The organism is Lichenicoccus sp. (assembly GCF_965276875.1).
GTDB lineage: Bacteria > Pseudomonadota > Alphaproteobacteria > Acetobacterales > Acetobacteraceae > Lichenicoccus.
On sequence record NZ_OZ255701.1, the window covers coordinates 1,498,204 to 1,516,146 of the forward strand.

17 protein-coding genes and 1 tRNA gene are annotated in these 17,943 nt (G+C 65.6%); 11 read left to right on the forward strand and 7 right to left on the reverse strand.

Annotation, left to right across the window (positions count from 1 at the left end; translation table 11 throughout):
* Window positions 1-2: 2 nt before the first annotated feature.
* The gene (locus ACQY4K_RS07275) at window positions 3-1,118 is read right to left on the reverse strand and encodes an AGE family epimerase/isomerase (protein WP_428394742.1); all 1,116 of its coding nucleotides are present in this window, start codon (window positions 1,116-1,118) and stop codon (window positions 3-5) included.
* Window positions 1,119-1,231: 113 nt separating this feature from the next.
* Here ACQY4K_RS07275 and ACQY4K_RS07280 point away from each other — a divergent pair, with 113 nt between their 5' ends.
* From ACQY4K_RS07280 to ACQY4K_RS07290, 3 genes are all read left to right on the forward strand, one after another.
* Window positions 1,232-2,434: a putative DNA modification/repair radical SAM protein gene (locus ACQY4K_RS07280; protein ID WP_428394744.1), complete on the forward strand. Its 1,203-nt coding sequence runs from the start codon at window positions 1,232-1,234 to the stop codon at window positions 2,432-2,434.
* A 6-nt stretch (window positions 2,435-2,440) separates the two neighbouring features.
* Entirely contained in the window at window positions 2,441-3,814 is a 1,374-nt protein-coding gene (locus ACQY4K_RS07285) for a UdgX family uracil-DNA binding protein (protein WP_428394746.1), read from the forward strand.
* A 306-nt stretch (window positions 3,815-4,120) separates the two neighbouring features.
* Window positions 4,121-4,414, forward strand: coding sequence for a hypothetical protein (locus ACQY4K_RS07290; protein ID WP_428394748.1), 294 nt, complete (start codon window positions 4,121-4,123; stop codon window positions 4,412-4,414).
* A 9-nt stretch (window positions 4,415-4,423) separates the two neighbouring features.
* Here ACQY4K_RS07290 and ACQY4K_RS07295 read toward each other — a convergent pair whose 3' ends face one another.
* Entirely contained in the window at window positions 4,424-5,878 is a 1,455-nt protein-coding gene (locus tag ACQY4K_RS07295) for a hypothetical protein (protein ID WP_428394750.1), read from the reverse strand.
* A gap of 111 nt (window positions 5,879-5,989) precedes the next feature.
* Between ACQY4K_RS07295 and ACQY4K_RS07300 the strand changes: the two genes are divergently transcribed.
* On the forward strand, window positions 5,990-7,291 hold the full coding sequence (locus ACQY4K_RS07300; RefSeq protein WP_428394752.1) for an OmpA family protein: 1,302 nt from the start codon (window positions 5,990-5,992) through the stop codon (window positions 7,289-7,291).
* Between the two features lie 17 nt (window positions 7,292-7,308).
* Here ACQY4K_RS07300 and ACQY4K_RS07305 read toward each other — a convergent pair whose 3' ends face one another.
* Window positions 7,309-7,998, reverse strand: coding sequence for a glutathione S-transferase family protein (locus ACQY4K_RS07305; RefSeq protein WP_428394754.1), 690 nt, complete (start codon window positions 7,996-7,998; stop codon window positions 7,309-7,311).
* Window positions 7,999-8,043: 45 nt separating this feature from the next.
* Between ACQY4K_RS07305 and ACQY4K_RS07310 the strand changes: the two genes are divergently transcribed.
* Both ACQY4K_RS07310 and ACQY4K_RS07315 read left to right on the forward strand, forming a co-directional pair.
* Entirely contained in the window at window positions 8,044-8,721 is a 678-nt protein-coding gene (locus ACQY4K_RS07310) for a haloacid dehalogenase type II (RefSeq protein WP_428394756.1), read from the forward strand.
* Between the two features lie 10 nt (window positions 8,722-8,731).
* Entirely contained in the window at window positions 8,732-10,708 is a 1,977-nt protein-coding gene (locus ACQY4K_RS07315) for a prolyl oligopeptidase family serine peptidase (protein WP_428394758.1), read from the forward strand.
* Here the strand turns inward: ACQY4K_RS07315 and ACQY4K_RS07320 are convergent.
* Window positions 10,665-11,411, reverse strand: a complete 747-nt coding sequence (locus ACQY4K_RS07320) for a manganese catalase family protein (RefSeq protein ID WP_428394760.1) — start codon at window positions 11,409-11,411, stop codon at window positions 10,665-10,667. The genes ACQY4K_RS07315 and ACQY4K_RS07320 overlap by 44 nt on opposite strands.
* A 260-nt stretch (window positions 11,412-11,671) precedes the next feature.
* Entirely contained in the window at window positions 11,672-13,246 is a 1,575-nt protein-coding gene (gene guaA, locus ACQY4K_RS07325; protein WP_428394762.1) for a glutamine-hydrolyzing GMP synthase, read from the reverse strand.
* A gap of 95 nt (window positions 13,247-13,341) precedes the next feature.
* Between guaA and ACQY4K_RS07330 the strand changes: the two genes are divergently transcribed.
* The 5 genes from ACQY4K_RS07330 to ACQY4K_RS07350 all read left to right on the forward strand — a co-directional run bounded on the left by ACQY4K_RS07330 (window position 13,342) and on the right by ACQY4K_RS07350 (window position 15,941).
* Window positions 13,342-13,734, forward strand: a complete 393-nt coding sequence (locus tag ACQY4K_RS07330; RefSeq protein WP_428394763.1) for a hypothetical protein — start codon at window positions 13,342-13,344, stop codon at window positions 13,732-13,734.
* Between the two features lie 54 nt (window positions 13,735-13,788).
* Window positions 13,789-13,865, forward strand: a tRNA-Arg gene (locus ACQY4K_RS07335).
* Window positions 13,866-13,907: 42 nt separating this feature from the next.
* The gene (locus ACQY4K_RS07340) at window positions 13,908-15,062 is read left to right on the forward strand and encodes an MFS transporter (protein WP_428394765.1); all 1,155 of its coding nucleotides are present in this window, start codon (window positions 13,908-13,910) and stop codon (window positions 15,060-15,062) included.
* 4 nt (window positions 15,063-15,066) lie between these two features.
* Window positions 15,067-15,522, forward strand: a complete 456-nt coding sequence (locus tag ACQY4K_RS07345; protein WP_428394767.1) for a GAF domain-containing protein — start codon at window positions 15,067-15,069, stop codon at window positions 15,520-15,522.
* An 8-nt stretch (window positions 15,523-15,530) separates the two neighbouring features.
* The gene (locus tag ACQY4K_RS07350; RefSeq protein ID WP_428394769.1) at window positions 15,531-15,941 is read left to right on the forward strand and encodes an NUDIX hydrolase; all 411 of its coding nucleotides are present in this window, start codon (window positions 15,531-15,533) and stop codon (window positions 15,939-15,941) included.
* Between the two features lie 4 nt (window positions 15,942-15,945).
* Here the strand turns inward: ACQY4K_RS07350 and motA are convergent, their stop codons facing one another.
* Window positions 15,946-16,812, reverse strand: a complete 867-nt coding sequence (motA, locus tag ACQY4K_RS07355) for a flagellar motor stator protein MotA (RefSeq protein ID WP_428394771.1) — start codon at window positions 16,810-16,812, stop codon at window positions 15,946-15,948.
* Between the two features lie 13 nt (window positions 16,813-16,825).
* Window positions 16,826-17,911 (reverse strand): flagellar motor protein MotB, encoded by a 1,086-nt coding sequence (locus ACQY4K_RS07360; RefSeq protein WP_428394773.1) that lies wholly within the window; start codon window positions 17,909-17,911, stop codon window positions 16,826-16,828.
* Window positions 17,912-17,943: the final 32 nt, after the last annotated feature.

A 17,943-nucleotide genomic window follows, 5' to 3' on the forward strand; every position in this document is an offset into this window, starting at 1 on the left:
GCTTAAGCCGGGGCGAGACGCAGCAGGTCCTCGAAGGCGACCACCAGGTGATACAGCGTGCTGGCCGGCACCACGTCGGAGCGGGCCTCGCCGTTGGCGCTGAACTGGTCGATCCATAATCCCGGCACGCGGGTCGCGAGATAGCTCGCCAGCACCATGTCGGCGACGCGGGCGGCGTCGTCATAATCGCCTTGCGCGAGGTAGGCCTTGATCAGCTCGGTCTGCGGCCAGGTGCGACGCGAGGCGCGCAGGATACGGCCTGCGCGGTTGCACTCGTCGACGGCAAAGCCGTCCGCGCCGATGCCGTGGCGCAGCCCGAAGCCGTAGAGTGCGGCCGCCTGCGCGCGGTAGTCGTGGCCGCCGGCCTCGGCCAGGCGATGCAGCAGCCAGGTCCATTCGAAATGATGCCCGGGCTCGACGGAGTCACCACTCGCGCCCTCGGCCAGCACCAGGTCGCGGGTGAAATACTCCCCGAGCGTGCCGCGCGCGTGGTCAAAGAAGCGACGCTCGAACAGGGCGGCAATGGCATTGGCGCGGTCCAGCCAGTGTTGCGCGCCGGTGCCCTCAAACAGCGCGAGCATCGATTCCATCAGGTGCATATGGGGGTTCGAGCGGCGTGGCATCGTCGCCGGCAGCCCCTCGAAATAGCCGCCCGCCTTCGGGTCGGCCACGAAGTCGTCCAGGAAGGCGACCGTCCGCTCGGCAAGCACGCCGGCATGGGGGAAGCCGACCTGGCTCGCTGCCGCCAGCCCGAACAGCATGAAGGCATGGTCGTAGGTGTCGCGTCGGGTATCGAGCGGCTGTCCGTCCGGGGTCAGCGTCTGGATCCAGCCAGGCTTGCCGTCCGGACTCCAGCAGCGCGCTTCGACGGCCTCCAGGGCGCGTGCGAGCGGTGCGCGCGCTGCCTCGTGCCCAGCGGCAAGCGCACGGGCAAAGCAGAACAACTGCCGCCCCTGCACGCGCACCCGGCGGCAGGCGGCGAGGTCCGGCGTTCCAGCGAAATCGAGCTGTTCGTAGAACAGACCCTCGTGATCGATGCCGCGGGCGATCCAGAGCGGCCAGGCCGCCTCATCCAGCCAGCGTCTGACCCGCATTGCCGTCTGACGCAATGCACTCATCGGCGCGCCCATCTCCCTGCTCGTAGCTCCTATGCCCCTTCCGGTTTGGCACTGTCGAGACTGTCACAATTCGGACCTTGCGATTTCCGGAACAATACAAGAACATAGCACGTGTGGAGCTCCTCAAGAAACTCGAAATCCTGGCCGACGCCGCGAAGTACGATGCCTCCTGCGCGTCCAGCGGCACCGAACGACGCGACAGCCTCGGCGACAAGGCGGCGATCGGCTCGACCGAGGGCATGGGCATCTGCCATGCCTATGCGCCGGACGGCCGCTGCATTTCGCTGCTGAAGCTGCTGCTGACCAATTCCTGCCTGTATGAGTGCGCCTATTGCATCAACCGTGCCTCCTCGAACGTGCGGCGCGCCCGCTTCACGGTGGCCGAGGTGGTCCGGCTGACCCTGGGCTTCTACCGGCGCAACTGCATCGAAGGGCTGTTCCTCTCGTCGGGCATCATCCGCTCGCCAGACTACACCATGGAGCAGGTCACCCTAGTCGCCCGCACCCTGCGCCAGGAGCATGGGTTTCGCGGCTATATCCACCTCAAGACGATCCCGGAGGCGGACCCGCTGCTGCTTGCCGAGGCGGGCCGCTGGGCCGACCGGCTGTCGATCAATGTCGAGCTGCCGACGGCGCACGGACTCTCGACCCTCGCGCCGGAGAAGGACATGGCCGGCATCCGACGCTCGATGGGGCGGATCCGGCTGGGCATCGACGCGGCGCGCGAGAAGACCGCCCCGGGTCGCGCGGCACCGCCCCGCTTCGCCCCCGCCGGGCAATCCACACAGATGATCGTTGGCGCCGACACCAGCCCGGACCGAACCATCCTGCGCGCCAGCACCGACCTGTATGGCGCCTACAAGCTGCGACGAGTGTACTACTCCGCCTTCTCGCCGATCCCGGACGCCTCGGCCGCCCTGCCGCCACGCCCGGCACCGCTGCTGCGCGAGCACCGGCTCTACCAGGCCGATTGGCTGCTGCGCTTCTACGGCTTCGATGTGGAGGAACTCGCGACCGACGCTGCCGGCAATCTCGGCCTCGAACGCGATCCGAAGCTCGCCTGGGCACTGCTCCACCGCGAGCGGTTCCCCGTCGACGTCAACCGCGCCGACCGTGAGATGCTGCTGCGGGTGCCGGGTATCGGCGTCAAATCAGTGGATCGGATCATCGCCTCGCGGCGCCATCGGCGGCTGCGCATGGACGATCTCGCGCGGCTGCGGCTGTCGCTCAACGCGGTCGCCCCCTTCATCGTCGCTGTCGGCCATACCCCGCGTGACACCACCCTGGCGAAACCAATCCAGCTCGCCTTGCTTTGAGCGCGGATGAGGACGGTCGTGCTGGCCCATGAGGTCGATCTAGAGGGGTGGCGCACAGCCGCCCGGACGCTGGCCATGGGCGGCGTGCCGCCGCAGGACGTGATCTGGTCGGTGGGCGCGCCGGACGATCTGTTCGCCTCCACCCCGCTGGCACCGGAGTTGGCACCCGCTTCCGCCTTTGCGGTCCCCAGGCCATTGGTCGAGTTGGCGCAGACCGTGATCCAGTCGTCCGACCCGCAGCGATTCGCGTTGCTCTACGGGCTGATCTGGCGGGTGCGTCAGGGCGAACGCGCGATCATGCAGGACACCGCCGACCCGCAGCTCGATCGCGCGTTGCGACTTGCGCAATCGGTCCAGCGCGACACCCACAAGATGCGGGCGTTCCTGCGCTTTCGCGAGGTGACTTCGGACGCGGGCAGCCGCTATGTCGCCTGGTTCGAACCTGCGCACTTCATCGTCGAGGCCAACGCGGATTTCTTCATCCGGCGCTTCTCCAACATGATGTTCACGATCCTGACGCCCTATCGCAGCCTGCACTGGACCGGCGACGCCTCCAGCTTCGGCCCGGGTGCCGATCCCGCCGAGGTTCCCGATGACGACGCACTCGCGACCTATTGGCAGGCCTATTTCGGCGCGATCTTCAATCCGGCGCGGCTCAAAATCTCGGCGATGACCTCGGAGATGCCGCGAAAATACTGGCGCAACCTGCCGGAAGCAGCCGCCATTCCGGATCTCATCCGCGGTGCCGAAGCGCGCACCCAAACCATGCTGGAGCAGCACCCGATGACCCCACCGACGCCGCTTGCGGCCTTGGCCGAAGAGGCCGCATCCTGCCGACGCTGCGCGCTGTGGCAGCCGGCGACGCAGACCGTGTTCGGCGAGGGACCCGCGGATGCGCGGATGATGCTGGTCGGCGAGCAGCCGGGCGACCAGGAGGACCTTGCCGGGCGACCGTTCGTGGGACCGGCCGGACAGGTGCTGGACCGGGCCCTGCGCGAGGCCGGGATCGACCGGCAGGGAGTCTACGTCACCAATGCGGTCAAGCATTTCAAGTTCGAGCCGCGCGGCAAGCGGCGCATCCACCAGAAGCCGGAGACAGCTGAGATCGTCGCCTGCGCCGGCTGGCTGGAAGCGGAGCGGCGCAGCGTCGCGCCGAGACTGCTGGTGATGCTGGGGGCCACCGCCGCGCGCGCCGTGCTCGGACGCGCGGTGACCATCTCGCGCGAGCGCGGCCGCCCGATCCCACTGGCCGGCACCAGCGGGCTGGTGACTGTGCATCCCTCATACCTGCTGCGCCTGCCCGACGAGGCGGCGAAGGCGCGCGAATATGCCGCCTTCGTCGCCGATCTCGTCCAGGCGCGACAGCTCGCCGAGGGTTAGCCCGTGCGGTCACTGGCTGGGCAGCTGTTTGTGCGTGGAAGCTCAAGCCTGCGACACCCCCACGCCTTTCGACACGTGCAAACTCAAACAGCTTCGGGTTACACTCAGCACTCTCCGGAGTCGTCGCAGACGAGCTCTCGCTCATCCAAAGGACCCGTGCATCCAAGCTTCCGTAAGAGCAAGGTAGTCCATTCAACAGCGAGGCGCTTTCAAGATGTACACCCGGCTCAATTCTTCTTATGGGCCGTCATTTTATAACGACGTATTCACGGCCGCCATTCAGTGCGTCGAGTCCAGGCAGCTTGCATGAACTGCGGAAAGATCATGCTGGCGCTGTGTCTGTTCCTTCTTGAAGGTTGCGGTCCCCTCTACACGGATCATTCGCCGGTACCGCCAATTCGGGCGGAGCGCGTTCCGGCGCCGCCGAAATCTCCTTACGTCCTGATCTGGCAGCCCGGTCATTACGACTGGAACAATAGCCGCTACATTTGGATTTCGGGTGAGTGGGTAAAGCGCGCGGGCCATGGTACATTGTGGCAGGATGGCTACTGGAAGCAAACAAATCAGACGTCGGTGTGGGTCCCGGCGCACTGGATCTAGCCGCGAAGACTACGGATCCAAATGGAACATGCGGACGCCGTCTGCATCGGTGGTGTATGAGCCGATATAGCGGTGCGGACCATTGCCCGAAGTTGAGGCGGGCTGAGGGGCCACCATGTCATCCTTGGTGGGTAACGACACAACCTGCTCCCTGACTGGTTTGCGTCGGTGCGCAAGGGTAGCTTGCGCCATTGCCGCCGTGCGCACAGGCTGCGGCCGCCGCAATTTCGGCTCGGACCGGAGCACGCCGGCTTTGACGGGCGGCAGAGCCATTGCAAGTTTGAGGTGCACCGGAACGGGTGGCCTTGCGGAAAGGCTCGATGACAACTTCTGCTCAGGGCCTGGCGCGTTGCCGGTCAAGGCAGCCTGATGTTGGGCCGCAGCTTTCGCTGCAAGGCTCACCGCCAAGTCCGGGTGAGAGGCAAAACCATGGGAGACTTGCTTTGTTGGCGCCCGTTGGATCGGCGGCCGCAGCGTGGTCGGCGACTGGTTGAGAACTGCGTCCACCGCGTTGGATGCCTCTGCGGGATTACCTTGGCCAGCAAGACTCAATGAGCCGATTTGCGCCCGCGGCCACGCCGTAGCGAGACGCTTTGATGCTGTCATGGATGATGGCGTCAAGATCCGGCTCGCAAGCAATGCTGGGCCCACTTCGCCGGCGAGGGCAGACGGATGCAGAACTGCGGCGTTCGGTGTCGCAGGACTCGTTACCGCGGTCACGCGAGAGGTGAGGCCCCCACGATGTTGCGTCACCATCGCCATTCGCTGCGGCGGTGCCGGCTGGATGGGTGCCGGCCCGCTTGTCAGCGATCCAGTCTCGGTGCCGCTCTGCAGGCACAGCTCTAGATATGATGCACCGCCTGCGACAAGCAACGCCAGTGCGGCAAGCCGCAGCTTTCGGGAAGACATGCTCGCGACGAAGGTTGGTCTTGGCAAGCTGGATCGCGGCCCGGCTGTTGTCTTGACCGACGCTGCCGGCACAGTGACGATCAAGCCGGCCATTAATCGTGCCCGAAGCCAGGCAAATTCATCGACCTTCAGTAAATCAAACAACTTATCTGACCCACAGAAGATAAGCTGTAATCGGGGGCCGGAGCGGCTTACAAATTGAATGTAGCGTAGGGCAGAACGCAGCAGGAGATGCGCATCGCTGACCAACAACACGATGCGGTCGCACGTCTGGTCAAGTACCGTAAGCGCCTGATAGTCCCGGATCAGAGATTGGTCGTCCGGAAAGTCTGTTTTGGGTGGGCTGGGCGTGCGAAGACTGCCCGGCAAAACCTCGGCAGCCCGGAGTATACGACTACGCAGACCGGCCAGGCAGGTCGCCACCGACTCCAGCAACACGTCCGCCTCGCTACCCTCACCGATCAGGATTGCGTCGCTGCCGCTGAGAACACTATTCAGCAACAGGGAATGTGCGTCCAAGTTGTCCGAAGACTTGCCTGCGCTTGAAACGTGCACTGCAATTCCTGACGTTACCGCATGTTTACAGGCCGCCTAATGCTGCAACGGCTTGCAAGTTTCAACAATGATGGCGGACGATGCCTGACCGTGGGAGATGTGGGGGCATCCATGGTGCAAGCCAAGCCGCCGACCGACGCTGTCATAATAAGTCGCTGTGCCCGCGTTGCAACAGCAAAGAGGAATGCGCGGGTCGATGGGCGCACCTGCGAACCCCGCTGCCCTGTCCGTGTAGTGGTCATGCATGGCTATTCCCCGCACCTGCGCACCACCATTGGAAGGTTGCACATGAAGCTGCACGCGACGTGTCTGGCGGCGGGCTTGTTGGCGCCTCTGGCCGCTCAAGCTCAGCCAATTAGCGGGGTGTATGTCGGGCTCGGCGCCGGGGTCAATTTTCTGCAGGACGAACAGGCGCGGTTTTCGGGCGTCGCGGCATCCGGCATCGGCCCGAGTGCGACGAGCCTGCGATTTGACCCCGGGTTCCGCACCATGGCGAGCGTTGGCTACGGCCTTGGCAATGGAGTGCGGCTTGAGATCGAGGGGGACTATTTCCGCAATACTCTGTCGAGCGTCGGACAGATTGGCGGAAATGCCGAGAGGCCCGCGTCGGCGCAAGGTGCCGAAGAAAAATATGGCGGCTTTGTCAACGCCATATACGACGTTGACCCCACTCTCTTCGGATTTGGCGCACTGCCGTTCGGCATCACGCCCTATCTCGGCGCTGGCATCGGCTACCTGCGGTCACACAATCAGGGTCTGCGCATCTCCAGCCCCGACCAGCTCTTGATCAGAAGCACCGGTGCCGACGGCAACGTCGCCTACCAAGCCATTGTCGGCTTGGCCGTTCCAATCGACGCGATTCCTGGATTGGCTCTCACCGCCGAGTACCGTTTCACCGGGGTTGCCGCGAACCGCGTTTCGCCGGCACAGTATTTCGCGCCAGGAATCGCCGGGCGCACCCAGTTTACCGAGCGCGATAACTTCAACCACAGCATCGTGGCATTTGCCGTGCGCTACGCGTTCAGCTACCCGCCGCCGGCCTCGCCGGTGCCGGTGGCGCCACCCACCAGCCCCGTCCAGCCTGTGCGCACCTATATCGTGTTCTTTGATTGGGACCGCGCCGACCTCTCGGACCGCGCGCGCCAGATCGTCGCCGCGGCCGCCACGGCCGCCAACGAGGTGCATACCACCCGCATAGAGGTGCAGGGTAACGCCGATCGCAGCGGCACGCCGCCCTACAACCAGAGACTATCGCTGCGTCGCGCGCGCGTGGTCGCAGGCGAGCTGGTTCGTGACGGCGTACCGCAGGACGAAATTGCCATTGAGGGTTTTGGCGAAACCCGTCCGCTGGTCGCCACGCTGGCCGGCGTACGCGAGCCGCAGAACCGTCGTGTCGAGATCATTCTGCGGTAAGGAAGCGCACTCGCGGGTCAGCCGGCCTCCAAGGTGGCGTTCTGCGGGAACATCACCCGACGCGCCTCGTCGTCCATCTCGAACTTGTAGTCGTGGCGGCTCTTCAGCGCCTCCGCCCGTGTGGCCGCCGGGCGCGCATTGACAAGGTCGAGCAGGCGCTTGACGTTGGGAAACTCGGACCAGGCCTGCTCGCCGAAAATGAACGGAGCCGCCCGCGCCCAGCCCCACACCGCCATGTCCACGATCGTGTAACGTGCGCCGAGCATGTATTCGTCTGCCGCGAGCCGCGTATCGAGGATGCCAAAATGCCGTTTCGCCTCGAACATGTAGCGGTTGACCGCATAGGCTTTCGGCTCGGGCGCGAAATGCCTGAAATGCACGGCCTGGCCGGAATACGGACCAATTCCGGTGGCGACGAACATCAGCCACGACAGCATCTGCCCGCGCGCGGCTGCGTTGTCATCGGATAGGAACAACCCGGTCTTTTCCGCGAGATAGAGCAGGATGGCGTTGCTGTCGAACAATGTCACGTCGTCGTCGGTGAGTGCTGGCGTCTTGCCGTTGGGATTGATCGCAAGGAAGTCCGGGCTGAACTGCTCGCCGCGGCGGGTATCGACCGGGACGAGCGTGTAGTCGAGACCGGCCTCCTCGAGGAACAGGGCGACCTTCGCCGGGTTGGGCGACGGATGGTAATAGAAGGTGATCATGCGAGCCTCCATGGGTTCGGCATAGTTCAGCAGGGAGCCGGCGCCATGACCAGCCTGACACAACCCCGCGCTATCGTCTTTGACGTTATCGGCACGTTGTTCTCGCTGGAGAGTCAGCGCGGCCGCCTGATCGACGCCGGGCTGCCCGCGCACGCGCTGGAGTCCTGGTTCGCCGCCAGCCTGCGCGACCTGTTCGCACTCGCCGTGACCCGTCGCACGGCGCCGATGATCAAGGTCCTGGAAGACAACCTGCACCATCTACTGGCCCGCCATCATCTGCGCCAGGACGGTCCGCGCGTGCAGGCGATCCTCGCCGGCATGGGCGAGCTCGATGTCGACCCGGAGGCGGCAGCCGCACTCGATCGGTTTGCAAGCCAGGGCCTGACCTGCGCCGCCTTGAGCAACGGCAGCCAGGCCGCGACCGAACGGCTGCTCGAACGCGGCGGCATCCGCATGCATTTTGCGGAAGTGCTCTCCATTGATACGGTCGGCCTGCCAAAGCCGCGGGCAGAGGTCTACCGCATGATGGCGGAGCACCTGCACCTTGAATGCGGCGCGATACTGATGATCGCCGCCCACCCGTGGGATCTGCACGGCGCCCGCGCGGCCGGGCTCGCCACCGGCTTCCTCTCACGCGGACTGCCCTGGCCCACGAGCCTCGACGCTCCCGACCTGAGCGAGGTTGGCCTGGACCTGCTTGCGCGGCGTGTTTGCGCCCTGTAGCGCACACCCCATGCAAAAACTCCCTGTCCTCGCCTTGAGCCTCTGCGCGCTGTCGCTGACTGCGAACGCGCGCGCCATGATGCCGCCGTTGCACGCGTTCCACAGCGTCGCGATCGCTCCCGACGGGCGTCATGTCGCCAGTATTGAAAGCGACGATTCAGGTGACGCCACGCCGCCGCGCCACCTGGTGCTTCGCACAGGCTCGGGTGGGGCCCAGATCGTCGCGCTACCGTGTGGCGCCGGGCCCAGTTGCGTGCCATCCTCGCCGAGTTGGAACCATGACGGCAGCCGCCTCGCCTTTGTCGTCAACAACACGGTGACCTCGGACGCCGCGATCTACACGGTGGCCGCGGGCGGCGGGATGCCGCTCCGGCTGGTCCGCTTCGCCGGCGCGCTTGGCACGCTGCGTTATGGCCCCGACAATCGGCTAGCGGTGCTGGCGACCCCGCATCCACACAAGCAGGTCGGCGCCACCGAGCCCGCGGCACCGCTGGTCGGCGTGATCGGCAGCGATCCCGACGAGCAGCGGATTGCCGTGTTGCGGCACGGGGCCCTGCGCATGGTCTCGCCCGCCGGCCTGTTCATTTACGAATTCGCCTGGCGTCCGGATGTGCATGGCTTCGTCGCCACCGCGGCGCTCGGCGACGGCGACACGCAATGGTGGGTCGCCAAGCTGATCGGCGTGGGCCTGGACGGCAGGGTGCGCGTGCTGCACGCACCTGATGGCACCCACCAGCAACTCGCCGACCCGGTGGTCTCCCCCGACGGACACGCGGTCGCCTACATCGCCGGCTGGATGAGCGATTTTGGCTCGAACGGCGGCGACGCCTACCTGCTGAACCTGAGCGGTCCGGGTGCGACACCGGTCGACCTCACCGCCGGGCTGCATGCGACGATTACCACGCTCGACTGGCAGTGCGGCGGCGGCCTCACCGCGGCGGCGCTGGCCGGGCCGCGTGCCGAATTCCTGTCCCTGGCGCCCGGGCAGCCGCCGCATACGCTGTGGTCCGGCGAACAGGACGTCTCCGCCGGCGGCTGGAACCTGGGCCTGGCCTGCGCGGGCGGCCACACCGCGGCGGTGCGACAGAGCTTTACCGAGGCGCCGGAACTCGCGACCGGCACGATCGGCGACTGGCACGACATCAGCCACCTCAATGCCGCGCAAACCGCGCCCTACCACGCCTCAAACCTCACCTGGAAGAGCGGCGGCTTGGACGTGCAGGGCTGGCTGCTGACACCTTCGCCGCTGCCGCCTGGCAAGCGTCCGCTTCTGGTCAACGTGCATGGCGGCCCACAGGCGGCGGTGACGCCGGACTACCTGTCGCCACGCGGCGACGATCGCGCTCTGCTCGCCGCCGGCTATGATGTATTCGAGCCGAACTATCGCGGCAGCTTCGGCCAGGGCGAGGCGTTCTCCGCCGCCGACATCCATGATTACGGCGGCGGCGACTTCCGCGACATCATGGCTGGAGTGGATGCGGCCGAGCGCGCGACCCCGGTCGATGACAGTCGGCTCGGCATCCTTGGCGGCAGCTATGGCGGCTACATGGCGATGTGGGCGATTACTCAGACGCACCGGTTCGCCGCCGCCGCCGCCCATGCCGGCGTCTCGGACTGGCTCTCAATTCAGGGGGAGGCGCCGCAAATGACGGCGGACGCTCCCGATCCGAGCTTCGGCACCCTGGTCTACAACGATCCCGGCCCGCAACTCCGCGCCTCGCCGATCACCCACATGATGGGCGTGCGCACGCCGATGCTGATTACCGTCGGCGCGCAAGACGTCGAATGTCCGATGCCGCAAAGTCAGGAATTCTACCAGGCAATGGCGACACTTGGCGTCCCGGTAAGCTTCGTCGTCTATGCCGGCGAGGGCCATGGCTTCCGCAAGCAGGCGGACCGCCTAGACGAGCGGCGCCGCACGCTTGCGTGGTTCCATCGCTGGTTCAACGAGAGCCGGCCGGCGAAGCCTTCTCATCGTCAGGGTTGATCGGCGACGGCGGGATATCACCCTTCGGCTGCGGGTTTTCGACATACTGGAACGGCGCCTCGTTCCAGGGCCCGCGATGGTCGTCGCCATGCGACAGGTTGAACACGATGTCGACGGTGTCGTCGGGTTGTATCGTGCCGAAGAACGGGTCGTCGAGCTTGCCCATCGAATCCAGCGCCTTCATGAACATCCGGGCATGGGTGATTTCGCGTGTCAGCAGATGGACGAGCGCATGCTTGGTGCCCTCGTCCGTGCAGCGATTGATCAGAGCCTCGTAGGTCTGCCGCGCGCCCGCCTCCGAGGCGATGTTGGCGCGCAGGTCGCGCACCACATTGCCGCCTTCCTGCACATAGGTGCCAGTCCAGGCGGAGCCTTGGCTGTCCACGAGATGCGGTCCAACACCCTTCATCTGAAAGAGTGGCGCGTCATAGACGGCGGTCTGGTTGAGCTTGGCGGTATGCTGGACGATGAGCTTGCCGACCATCTCGAGATGGCTGAACTCCTCCATTGCGATGTCCTGGAGCATATCGCGGATACCCGGATTGGTGACGTGGAACGACTGCACCCAGTATTGCAGGGCCGCGGTCAATTCCCCGGTGGCGCCGCCGAACTGCTCCAGCAGGAACTGCCCGAATCGCGCGTCCGGTGTGCCGACATTCACCGGCACGATAGTTTCCTTGTGATGCACGAACATATCGGTCATCCTTCATAAGACGTCCATCAGCTTGTTGCCGACGGTGACAGTTAATACGAAGCATCGCGGCACTTCGTTCCCTTGTCGGCACAGCAACTCAAAACACTCCCGCGGGAAGAAAGTACCTAGCGCCCGCTGGCGGTGATATTGCTGATTCGCCGGCGCGTCGGTCACGGTGCATTCGCTTATGCTCTTGGGCGCGGCCATCTGGCTGAAGCCACACCAAACTACGCCAGCCTACGCTGCGGTGCGGTGCGGTATTCGATCCGTCACTCCCACTCGATCGTGCCCGGCGGCTTGGAGGTGATGTCGTAGGTGACGCGGTTGATGCCGCGCACCTCATTGACGATGCGGGCGGCGGTGCGGTTGAGGAAGCCCATGTCAAACGGGAACACGTCCGCGGTCATGCCGTCGGTGCTGGTCACGGCGCGCAAGGCGCAGGCCTGATCATAGGTGCGGCTATCGCCCATGACGCCCACGGTGCGGACCGGCAGCAGCACCGCGAACGCCTGCCAGATTGCGTCATAGAGACCAGCGGCACGGATTTCCTCGAGGAAGATCGTGTCGACGCGTCGCAACAGGTCGAGGCTTTCAGCTGTGACTGTGCCGGGGATGCGGATCGCAAGACCCGGGCCCGGGAACGGATGCCGCCCGACGATGCTATGCGGAATGCCGAGTTCGCGTCCGAGCGCACGGACTTCGTCCTTGAACAGCTCGCGCAGCGGCTCGAGCAGCTTCATGCGCATGCGCGCCGGCAGGCCGCCGACATTATGGTGCGACTTGATCGTCACCGACGGGCCGCCGGTGACGCTTACGCTCTCGATCACGTCCGGGTAGAGCGTCCCCTGGGCCAGGAAGTCGGCACCGCCGAGCTTGCCCGCCTCCTCGTCGAACACCTCGACGAACAGCCGGCCGATGGTCTTGCGCTTGGTCTCGGGGTCGCTGACCCCTTCCAGCGCCGCCAGGAACAGCGCACTCGCGTCGCGGTGGACGAGCCTGATGTTGAAGCGGCTGCGGAAGGTCTGCACGACCTCGTCGGCCTCGCCGGCACGAAGCAGACCGTGATCGACAAAGATGCAGGTGAGCTGCTCGCCGATGGCGGCATGGATCAGCACTGCGGCAACCGACGAATCCACGCCGCCGGAGAGGCCGCAGATCACCCGCGCGGCGCCTACACGCTCGCGGATACGGGCGATCTCCATGTCGCGAAAGCCCGCCATGGTCCAGGCGCCGCGGCAGCCGGCGACGGCATGGGTGAAGTTGCGCAGCAGGGCCGCGCCATGCGGGGTGTGGACGACCTCGGGATGGAACTGCACGCCATAGAAGCGGCGTGCCTCGTCGGCGATGATGGCAAAGGGGGCGCCTTCGCTGACACCGACCGCGCGAAAGCCCGGCGGCAGACGGGTGACGCGGTCGCCGTGGCTCATCCAGACCTGTTCGCGATGGCCGGGCTGCCAAGTGCCGCGCAGCAAGGCGCAATCCTCGATGATCTCGACATGCGCGCGTCCGAACTCGCGGTGCTCGGATGCCAGCACCTCGCCGCCGAGCTGCTGGCACATTACCTGCTGGCCATAGCAGATGCCCAGCACCGGCACGCCCAGGGCGAACACTGCGTCGGGCGCCCGGGGTGAGCCCGCCTCGGGCACGCTGGACGGGCCGCCGGAGAGAATGATGCCGCGTGGCGCGTAGCCGCGTATGCGCTCGATGCTGGCCGTATAGGGCCAGATCTCGCAATAGACGCCGCTCTCGCGCACGCGCCTGGCGATCAACTGCGTGACCTGGCTGCCGAAATCCAGGATCAGCACCCGGTCCTCGTGCAGGGCCTCTTCCAGCTGTTTGCTCATCGACGGATGCCTCTCGGTGCCAAGCTGGCTTGCAGCACGGCAGGTGGGCAGCATGCAAGCTTGGTCAAAGCCGCGACGCGCGGCTAGGGTTCGATATGCAAAGCACCACACGAAAGCGCGCCTTGCGTTGGCTGGCGGCGTTGGCGTTCCTGCTAGGTGGCAGCATCATCGCGCAGGCTCGTGACCTGCGTGGGCACTGGATCGGCACCTTGCACACGCTGCAGGGGACGTGCCCGAATACGCGAAGCTCGACGCTGGTGATCGACGGGCATCATCTGAGCTTCGCGCCGGCGGACGGCGTGTTGATCCTGCAGGGCATGAGGGTTCCTGGCCAAACCCGGCTGCATGCGCAGCTTGAGTTGCCGGGGGCCAATCACAAGCCGTTTCCCATGGTGTTCGAGGGCCATCCGCAAGGCCACGCCATTGTCGGGCTCTACGGCACGCCCGCGTGCCGCGCCGAGATCCAACTACGGCGCCCGGGCGGCTGAGGCATGCGGGACTTGCACGGGCCAACCCCATGCGCTATCCCCCGCTCCGCCGCGGCACCCGTAGCTCAATTGGATAGAGCACCAGACTACGAATCTGGGGGTTGGAAGTTCGAGTCTTTCCGGGTGCGCCAACCTGCCTGTGTGCGCCGGAGCGCGTGCGAAGGCCAGCCGCTATGAAGGCACCGACCTCCGCAACGCGTTACGTGCTGCTGAGCGTCGCACTGCTGGTCTTTGGCACCAACCTGCAGGGTGTTTTGTTGCCGATCCTGGGCGCCGAGCACGGTGCCCCGATGATTACCATCGGATTGTTCTCCTCCGCCTGGTCGGCGGGCTTCGTTCTTGCCTGCCTGAGTGTCGGCCGGCTGCTCGGCGCGCTGGGCCATGTGCGGAGCTTTGTCGCCCTTGCCGGGCTCAGTGCGTTTGCGAGCCTGCTGTTGTTGTACAGCGGTGACTGGTCCTGGATCACGCTGCGCGCCGTCATCGGCTTCTGCTTCGGCGGCCTCTCTACCGTCATCGAGAGCTGGCTGCTTGAGAGCGCCGGCAGCGGCGCCTTCTCGGGTTACATGATGGTCAATCTGATCGCCTCGCTCAGCGGCACGCTGAGCCTGGACGTCGTCGATCCACTCGGCCGTGCGCCGTTCGTGCTGATGACGGCCGCGGTGGCGCTCTCCAGCCTGCCGGTGCTGTTCGCGCGCAAAGGTGCGGTCAAGCCAGCGGCGGTCACTCGCTTCCGGCTGGCACCGGGGCGGCTCTATCGCCGTTCGCCGCTGGGTGCGACCGGCGTTCTGGCCGCCGGCCTGATCACCGGTGCGGTCGGTGGCCTGGGGCCAGTGTTCGGCATGGAAGCCGGCCTGTCGATGGGCGGCGATACGCTCATGCTGGCGGCGAACAGTATTGGGGGCGCCTTCGGCTATGCCCAGAACGCGCTCCTCGCTGAGCGGATCGGCCACAGGCTATTGCTGGTGCTCACCTGCATGCTGGGGCTGCTGACCTGCATGCCGCTGGCGCTCAGCGCGCACGCACTGGGTTACGATCTGGTCGTGGTCCTGTTCGGTGTGTTCGGCTTTGCCCAGTATCCGCTCTACGGCATCTGTGTCGGCCTGGTGAACCGCGAGGCAATCGGGATTTCCGCGGCGCAAACCGCGAGCGAAGTGCTGCTGCTGTTCGGTCTGGGAACTGTCGCGGGGCCCCTGTGTGCGGCGCCGCTGATGCGGCTGGGCTTGAACCTCTTCGTCTTTGTCGCATGTGTGCTGCTCGCACTGCTGGTCCGTCTGGCAATCGAAGTCGGGCCGAAGGGAAGGAGCCACCATGCACGAGCACCGGGATGAACCGATGGGAGATTTGCTCGAATCGTTGGCAGCCCTGCTCGACGGCGAGACGGACATGCTTGCCAATGCTGCCAACGTGGCGGCACTGCTGTTCGAGCGGATCTCGGCGATCAACTGGGTCGGTTTCTACTTTTTGCGTGAAGCGGCCGGCGGACAAACGCTTGTGCTCGGGCCCTTCCAAGGCAAGGTCGCCTGCACGCGGATCAAGCTCGGCCAGGGCGTTTGCGGGACCGCCGCACTCCGGCGCGAGACCTTGATTGTCCCCGACGTTCAAGCATTTGCGGGCCACATCGCCTGTGACGCAAGCTCGCGCTCGGAGATCGTGGTGCCGCTGATCCGGGAGGGGGTGCTCGTCGGCGTGCTCGACATCGACAGCCCGTGCAGCAACCGCTTCTCCGAGGCGGACGCGCGCTGCTTTGAACAGGTGGCGGCGATGCTGATGCGAGAGTCGTGGTCATAGAGCGGCCCGTGGCGGCCGCCATCGCGGTCCTGGCGCGGGATGGCGCGGTCCTGCTGGTGCAGCGGCGTAACGCGCCCGATGCGGGACTGTGGGGTTATCCGGGGGGCAAGATCGAGGGCGGCGAGACCATCATCGCGGCGGCTCTGCGCGAACTGCACGAGGAGACCGCCCTGGTTGCGCGAGGCTGCCGGCTGCTCGAACCTTTCGATGTCATCCATCATGACGCGGACGGGCAACTGCTTGCCCATTTCATTCTGCTGCCGGTACTTTGCGCATGGGTGAGCGGCACCGCCGCTGCAGCCAGTGACGCGTCGGACGCACGCTGGTTCACGCGCGCGGCACTCGCGGCACGACCTGGCATGTTGAGCCCGCGGGTTCTGGACCTTGCAGACAACGCATTCAGCTTCAGTTGCGCGTAGCGGATCAAGCGATCTCGAGCGACTGGATCACCGTCTCGAGCTCCTGGAAGCTCGGCATGTGTTGGGTCGGCACCAGCTTGCGACCGCTTTCGATGCTGACCTGCGGTGGATGGCCGTGCAGGTGTGCCACGATGACGGCGCGGATCAGTTCGAAATATTTGGACTCCTCCATGACGACGTCGCGCAACCGTGTCGCCATCGGAGCGACGATCCCATAGGCGAGCAGCACGCCAAGGAAGGTGCCGACCAGCGCCCCGCCGATCATTTCGCCGAGCACCGACGGCGGCTGATTGATATGCGACATCGTCTTGATCACGCCGAGCACGGCCGCCACGATTCCCAGCGCCGGCAGCGCGTCCGACATGGTCTGCAGCGCATGGCTGGGATGCAGCTCCTCGAGCAGCGTCTTCTTCAGTTCGCGCGCCATGACGTCATCGATCTGGTGCGGATCGTCCACATTCATGCCGACCATTCGCAGATAGTCGCAGATCATGTTGCTGGCGTGATGATTGGCGCGGATTTTCGGAAACTTGGCGAACGCGCTGCTGGACGTGGGATTTTCGATATGCGGCTCGAGCGCCATGACACCTCGGGTGCTGGCGAGGCGCACGAAGAAATAGAGCAGGCTGAGCATCTCGACATATTCGGCCTTCTTGTAGCTGGAGCCCTTCAGGGTCTTTTTCAGGGCGCCGACGGTGTGCTTGAGGTCGTTGATCGAGTTGGCCATGATGAAGGTGCCGATGGCAGCACCCAGAATGCTCATCAACTCGAACGGCATCGAGGCGAACAGCGCGCCAATGGCGCCGCCCGAGAACATGAAACTCCCGAACACGCAAATCAGCAGGAAGACCAAGCCCCCGATTATCAGCATCGCGCACGGATCCTCACGGGGAGGCGGATTTGCCGGGCGGTCGGCCTGGAGCCGGCCACTGACGCTGCAGGGTCAATACGATCCGGCGGTTCGCCGGGTCCAGCGGGTCAGCCGGCAGCAGCAGCTTGCGATCGGCGTAGCCGGTGACATGGCTGAGGCGCGCATCAGGCAGTCCAGACTCGGCCAACACGTCGCGCGCGGCGTCGGCGCGCTCCGAGGACAGGCTCCAGTTGGAAGGTTCGCCAGCACGGTAGGGTGCCGCATCGGTGTAGCCGCCGATTGCGACCGGTTCGGGAAGCCGTTCAATGAAACCAGCGGCGATTTGCAGCAGCGCGCGGGCGCGTGGGTTCGGCACCGCCGACCCGCGATTAAACATCGGCTGGTGTGCTGCATCCATGATCTGGATGCGCAGGCCTTCCGGCGTGACATCGATCGCCATCTGGCCGGCGACAGCGGCCAGCGCCGGATCGTGCGCAACCGCCGCGCGCAGGCGCCGGGCCGCGTCCTGCAAGGCCTTCTCCTCGGCGGCCGCCTGCTTCTCGCTCGCGCGTCCGCCGGAACCGTCATGCGAGCCCGCCTGTGTCGGCGGTGTCGCGAGCAGCGCGATCTGTGGCTTCGACGTGGTTGGGGCCGCAGCCGACACGATGGCGACCAGTGACGTGGGCGTGGTCGGCGCGGCTGGGGTATCGGACTTGCCGTATTTCAGATCGGCATCATTGTCGGTCTTGCTGTCGTCGCCGTGGGTTTTCAGGGTCGCCAGCTGTGCTGGACCCTGGTCGACGAGCTGCGCGCCATTCTCGGCGACCGGGGCGGCGCCGCCGGGAATCATGCCGGACGCGGAGAATCCATTCTCGACATCGGCCATCGGGCTGAAATACGCGGCAATGCCGCGGCGTTGCGCCTCGGTGGTGGCGTTGATGAGCCACATCAGCAGGAAGAAGGCCATCATCGCGGTGACGAAATCGGCGTAGGCGACCTTCCAGGCGCCGCCATGATGGCCGCCTTCGATCACCTCCTCCCTGCGGATGATGATAGGGCGGGCGCCGTCGCGTCCGGCGCCGGGTTTGCCGCCGCCGTTCTTGCCGCCCTTTCGTGCCATATCGTCTCTCCTGCGCTGCGCCGGACGTATGG

Bases quoted from the DNA above. Each gene is read 5' to 3' on its own strand.
- ACQY4K_RS07275 (WP_428394742.1), bottom strand. From the start codon at position 1,118: ATGAGTGCATTGCGTCAGACGGCAATGCGGGTCAGACGCTGGCTGGAT.
- ACQY4K_RS07285 (WP_428394746.1), top strand. From the start codon at position 2,441: ATGAGGACGGTCGTGCTGGCCCATGAGGTCGATCTAGAGGGGTGGCGC.
- ACQY4K_RS07290 (WP_428394748.1), top strand. From the start codon at position 4,121: ATGAACTGCGGAAAGATCATGCTGGCGCTGTGTCTGTTCCTTCTTGAA.
- ACQY4K_RS07300 (WP_428394752.1), top strand. From the start codon at position 5,990: ATGGTGCAAGCCAAGCCGCCGACCGACGCTGTCATAATAAGTCGCTGT.
- ACQY4K_RS07305 (WP_428394754.1), bottom strand. From the start codon at position 7,998: ATGATCACCTTCTATTACCATCCGTCGCCCAACCCGGCGAAGGTCGCC.
- ACQY4K_RS07310 (WP_428394756.1), top strand. From the start codon at position 8,044: ATGACCAGCCTGACACAACCCCGCGCTATCGTCTTTGACGTTATCGGC.
- ACQY4K_RS07315 (WP_428394758.1), top strand. From the start codon at position 8,732: ATGCAAAAACTCCCTGTCCTCGCCTTGAGCCTCTGCGCGCTGTCGCTG.
- ACQY4K_RS07320 (WP_428394760.1), bottom strand. From the start codon at position 11,411: ATGACCGATATGTTCGTGCATCACAAGGAAACTATCGTGCCGGTGAAT.
- guaA (WP_428394762.1), bottom strand. From the start codon at position 13,246: ATGAGCAAACAGCTGGAAGAGGCCCTGCACGAGGACCGGGTGCTGATC.
- ACQY4K_RS07330 (WP_428394763.1), top strand. From the start codon at position 13,342: ATGCAAAGCACCACACGAAAGCGCGCCTTGCGTTGGCTGGCGGCGTTG.
- ACQY4K_RS07340 (WP_428394765.1), top strand. From the start codon at position 13,908: ATGAAGGCACCGACCTCCGCAACGCGTTACGTGCTGCTGAGCGTCGCA.
- ACQY4K_RS07345 (WP_428394767.1), top strand. From the start codon at position 15,067: ATGGGAGATTTGCTCGAATCGTTGGCAGCCCTGCTCGACGGCGAGACG.
- motA (WP_428394771.1), bottom strand. From the start codon at position 16,812: ATGCTGATAATCGGGGGCTTGGTCTTCCTGCTGATTTGCGTGTTCGGG.
- ACQY4K_RS07360 (WP_428394773.1), bottom strand. From the start codon at position 17,911: ATGGCACGAAAGGGCGGCAAGAACGGCGGCGGCAAACCCGGCGCCGGA.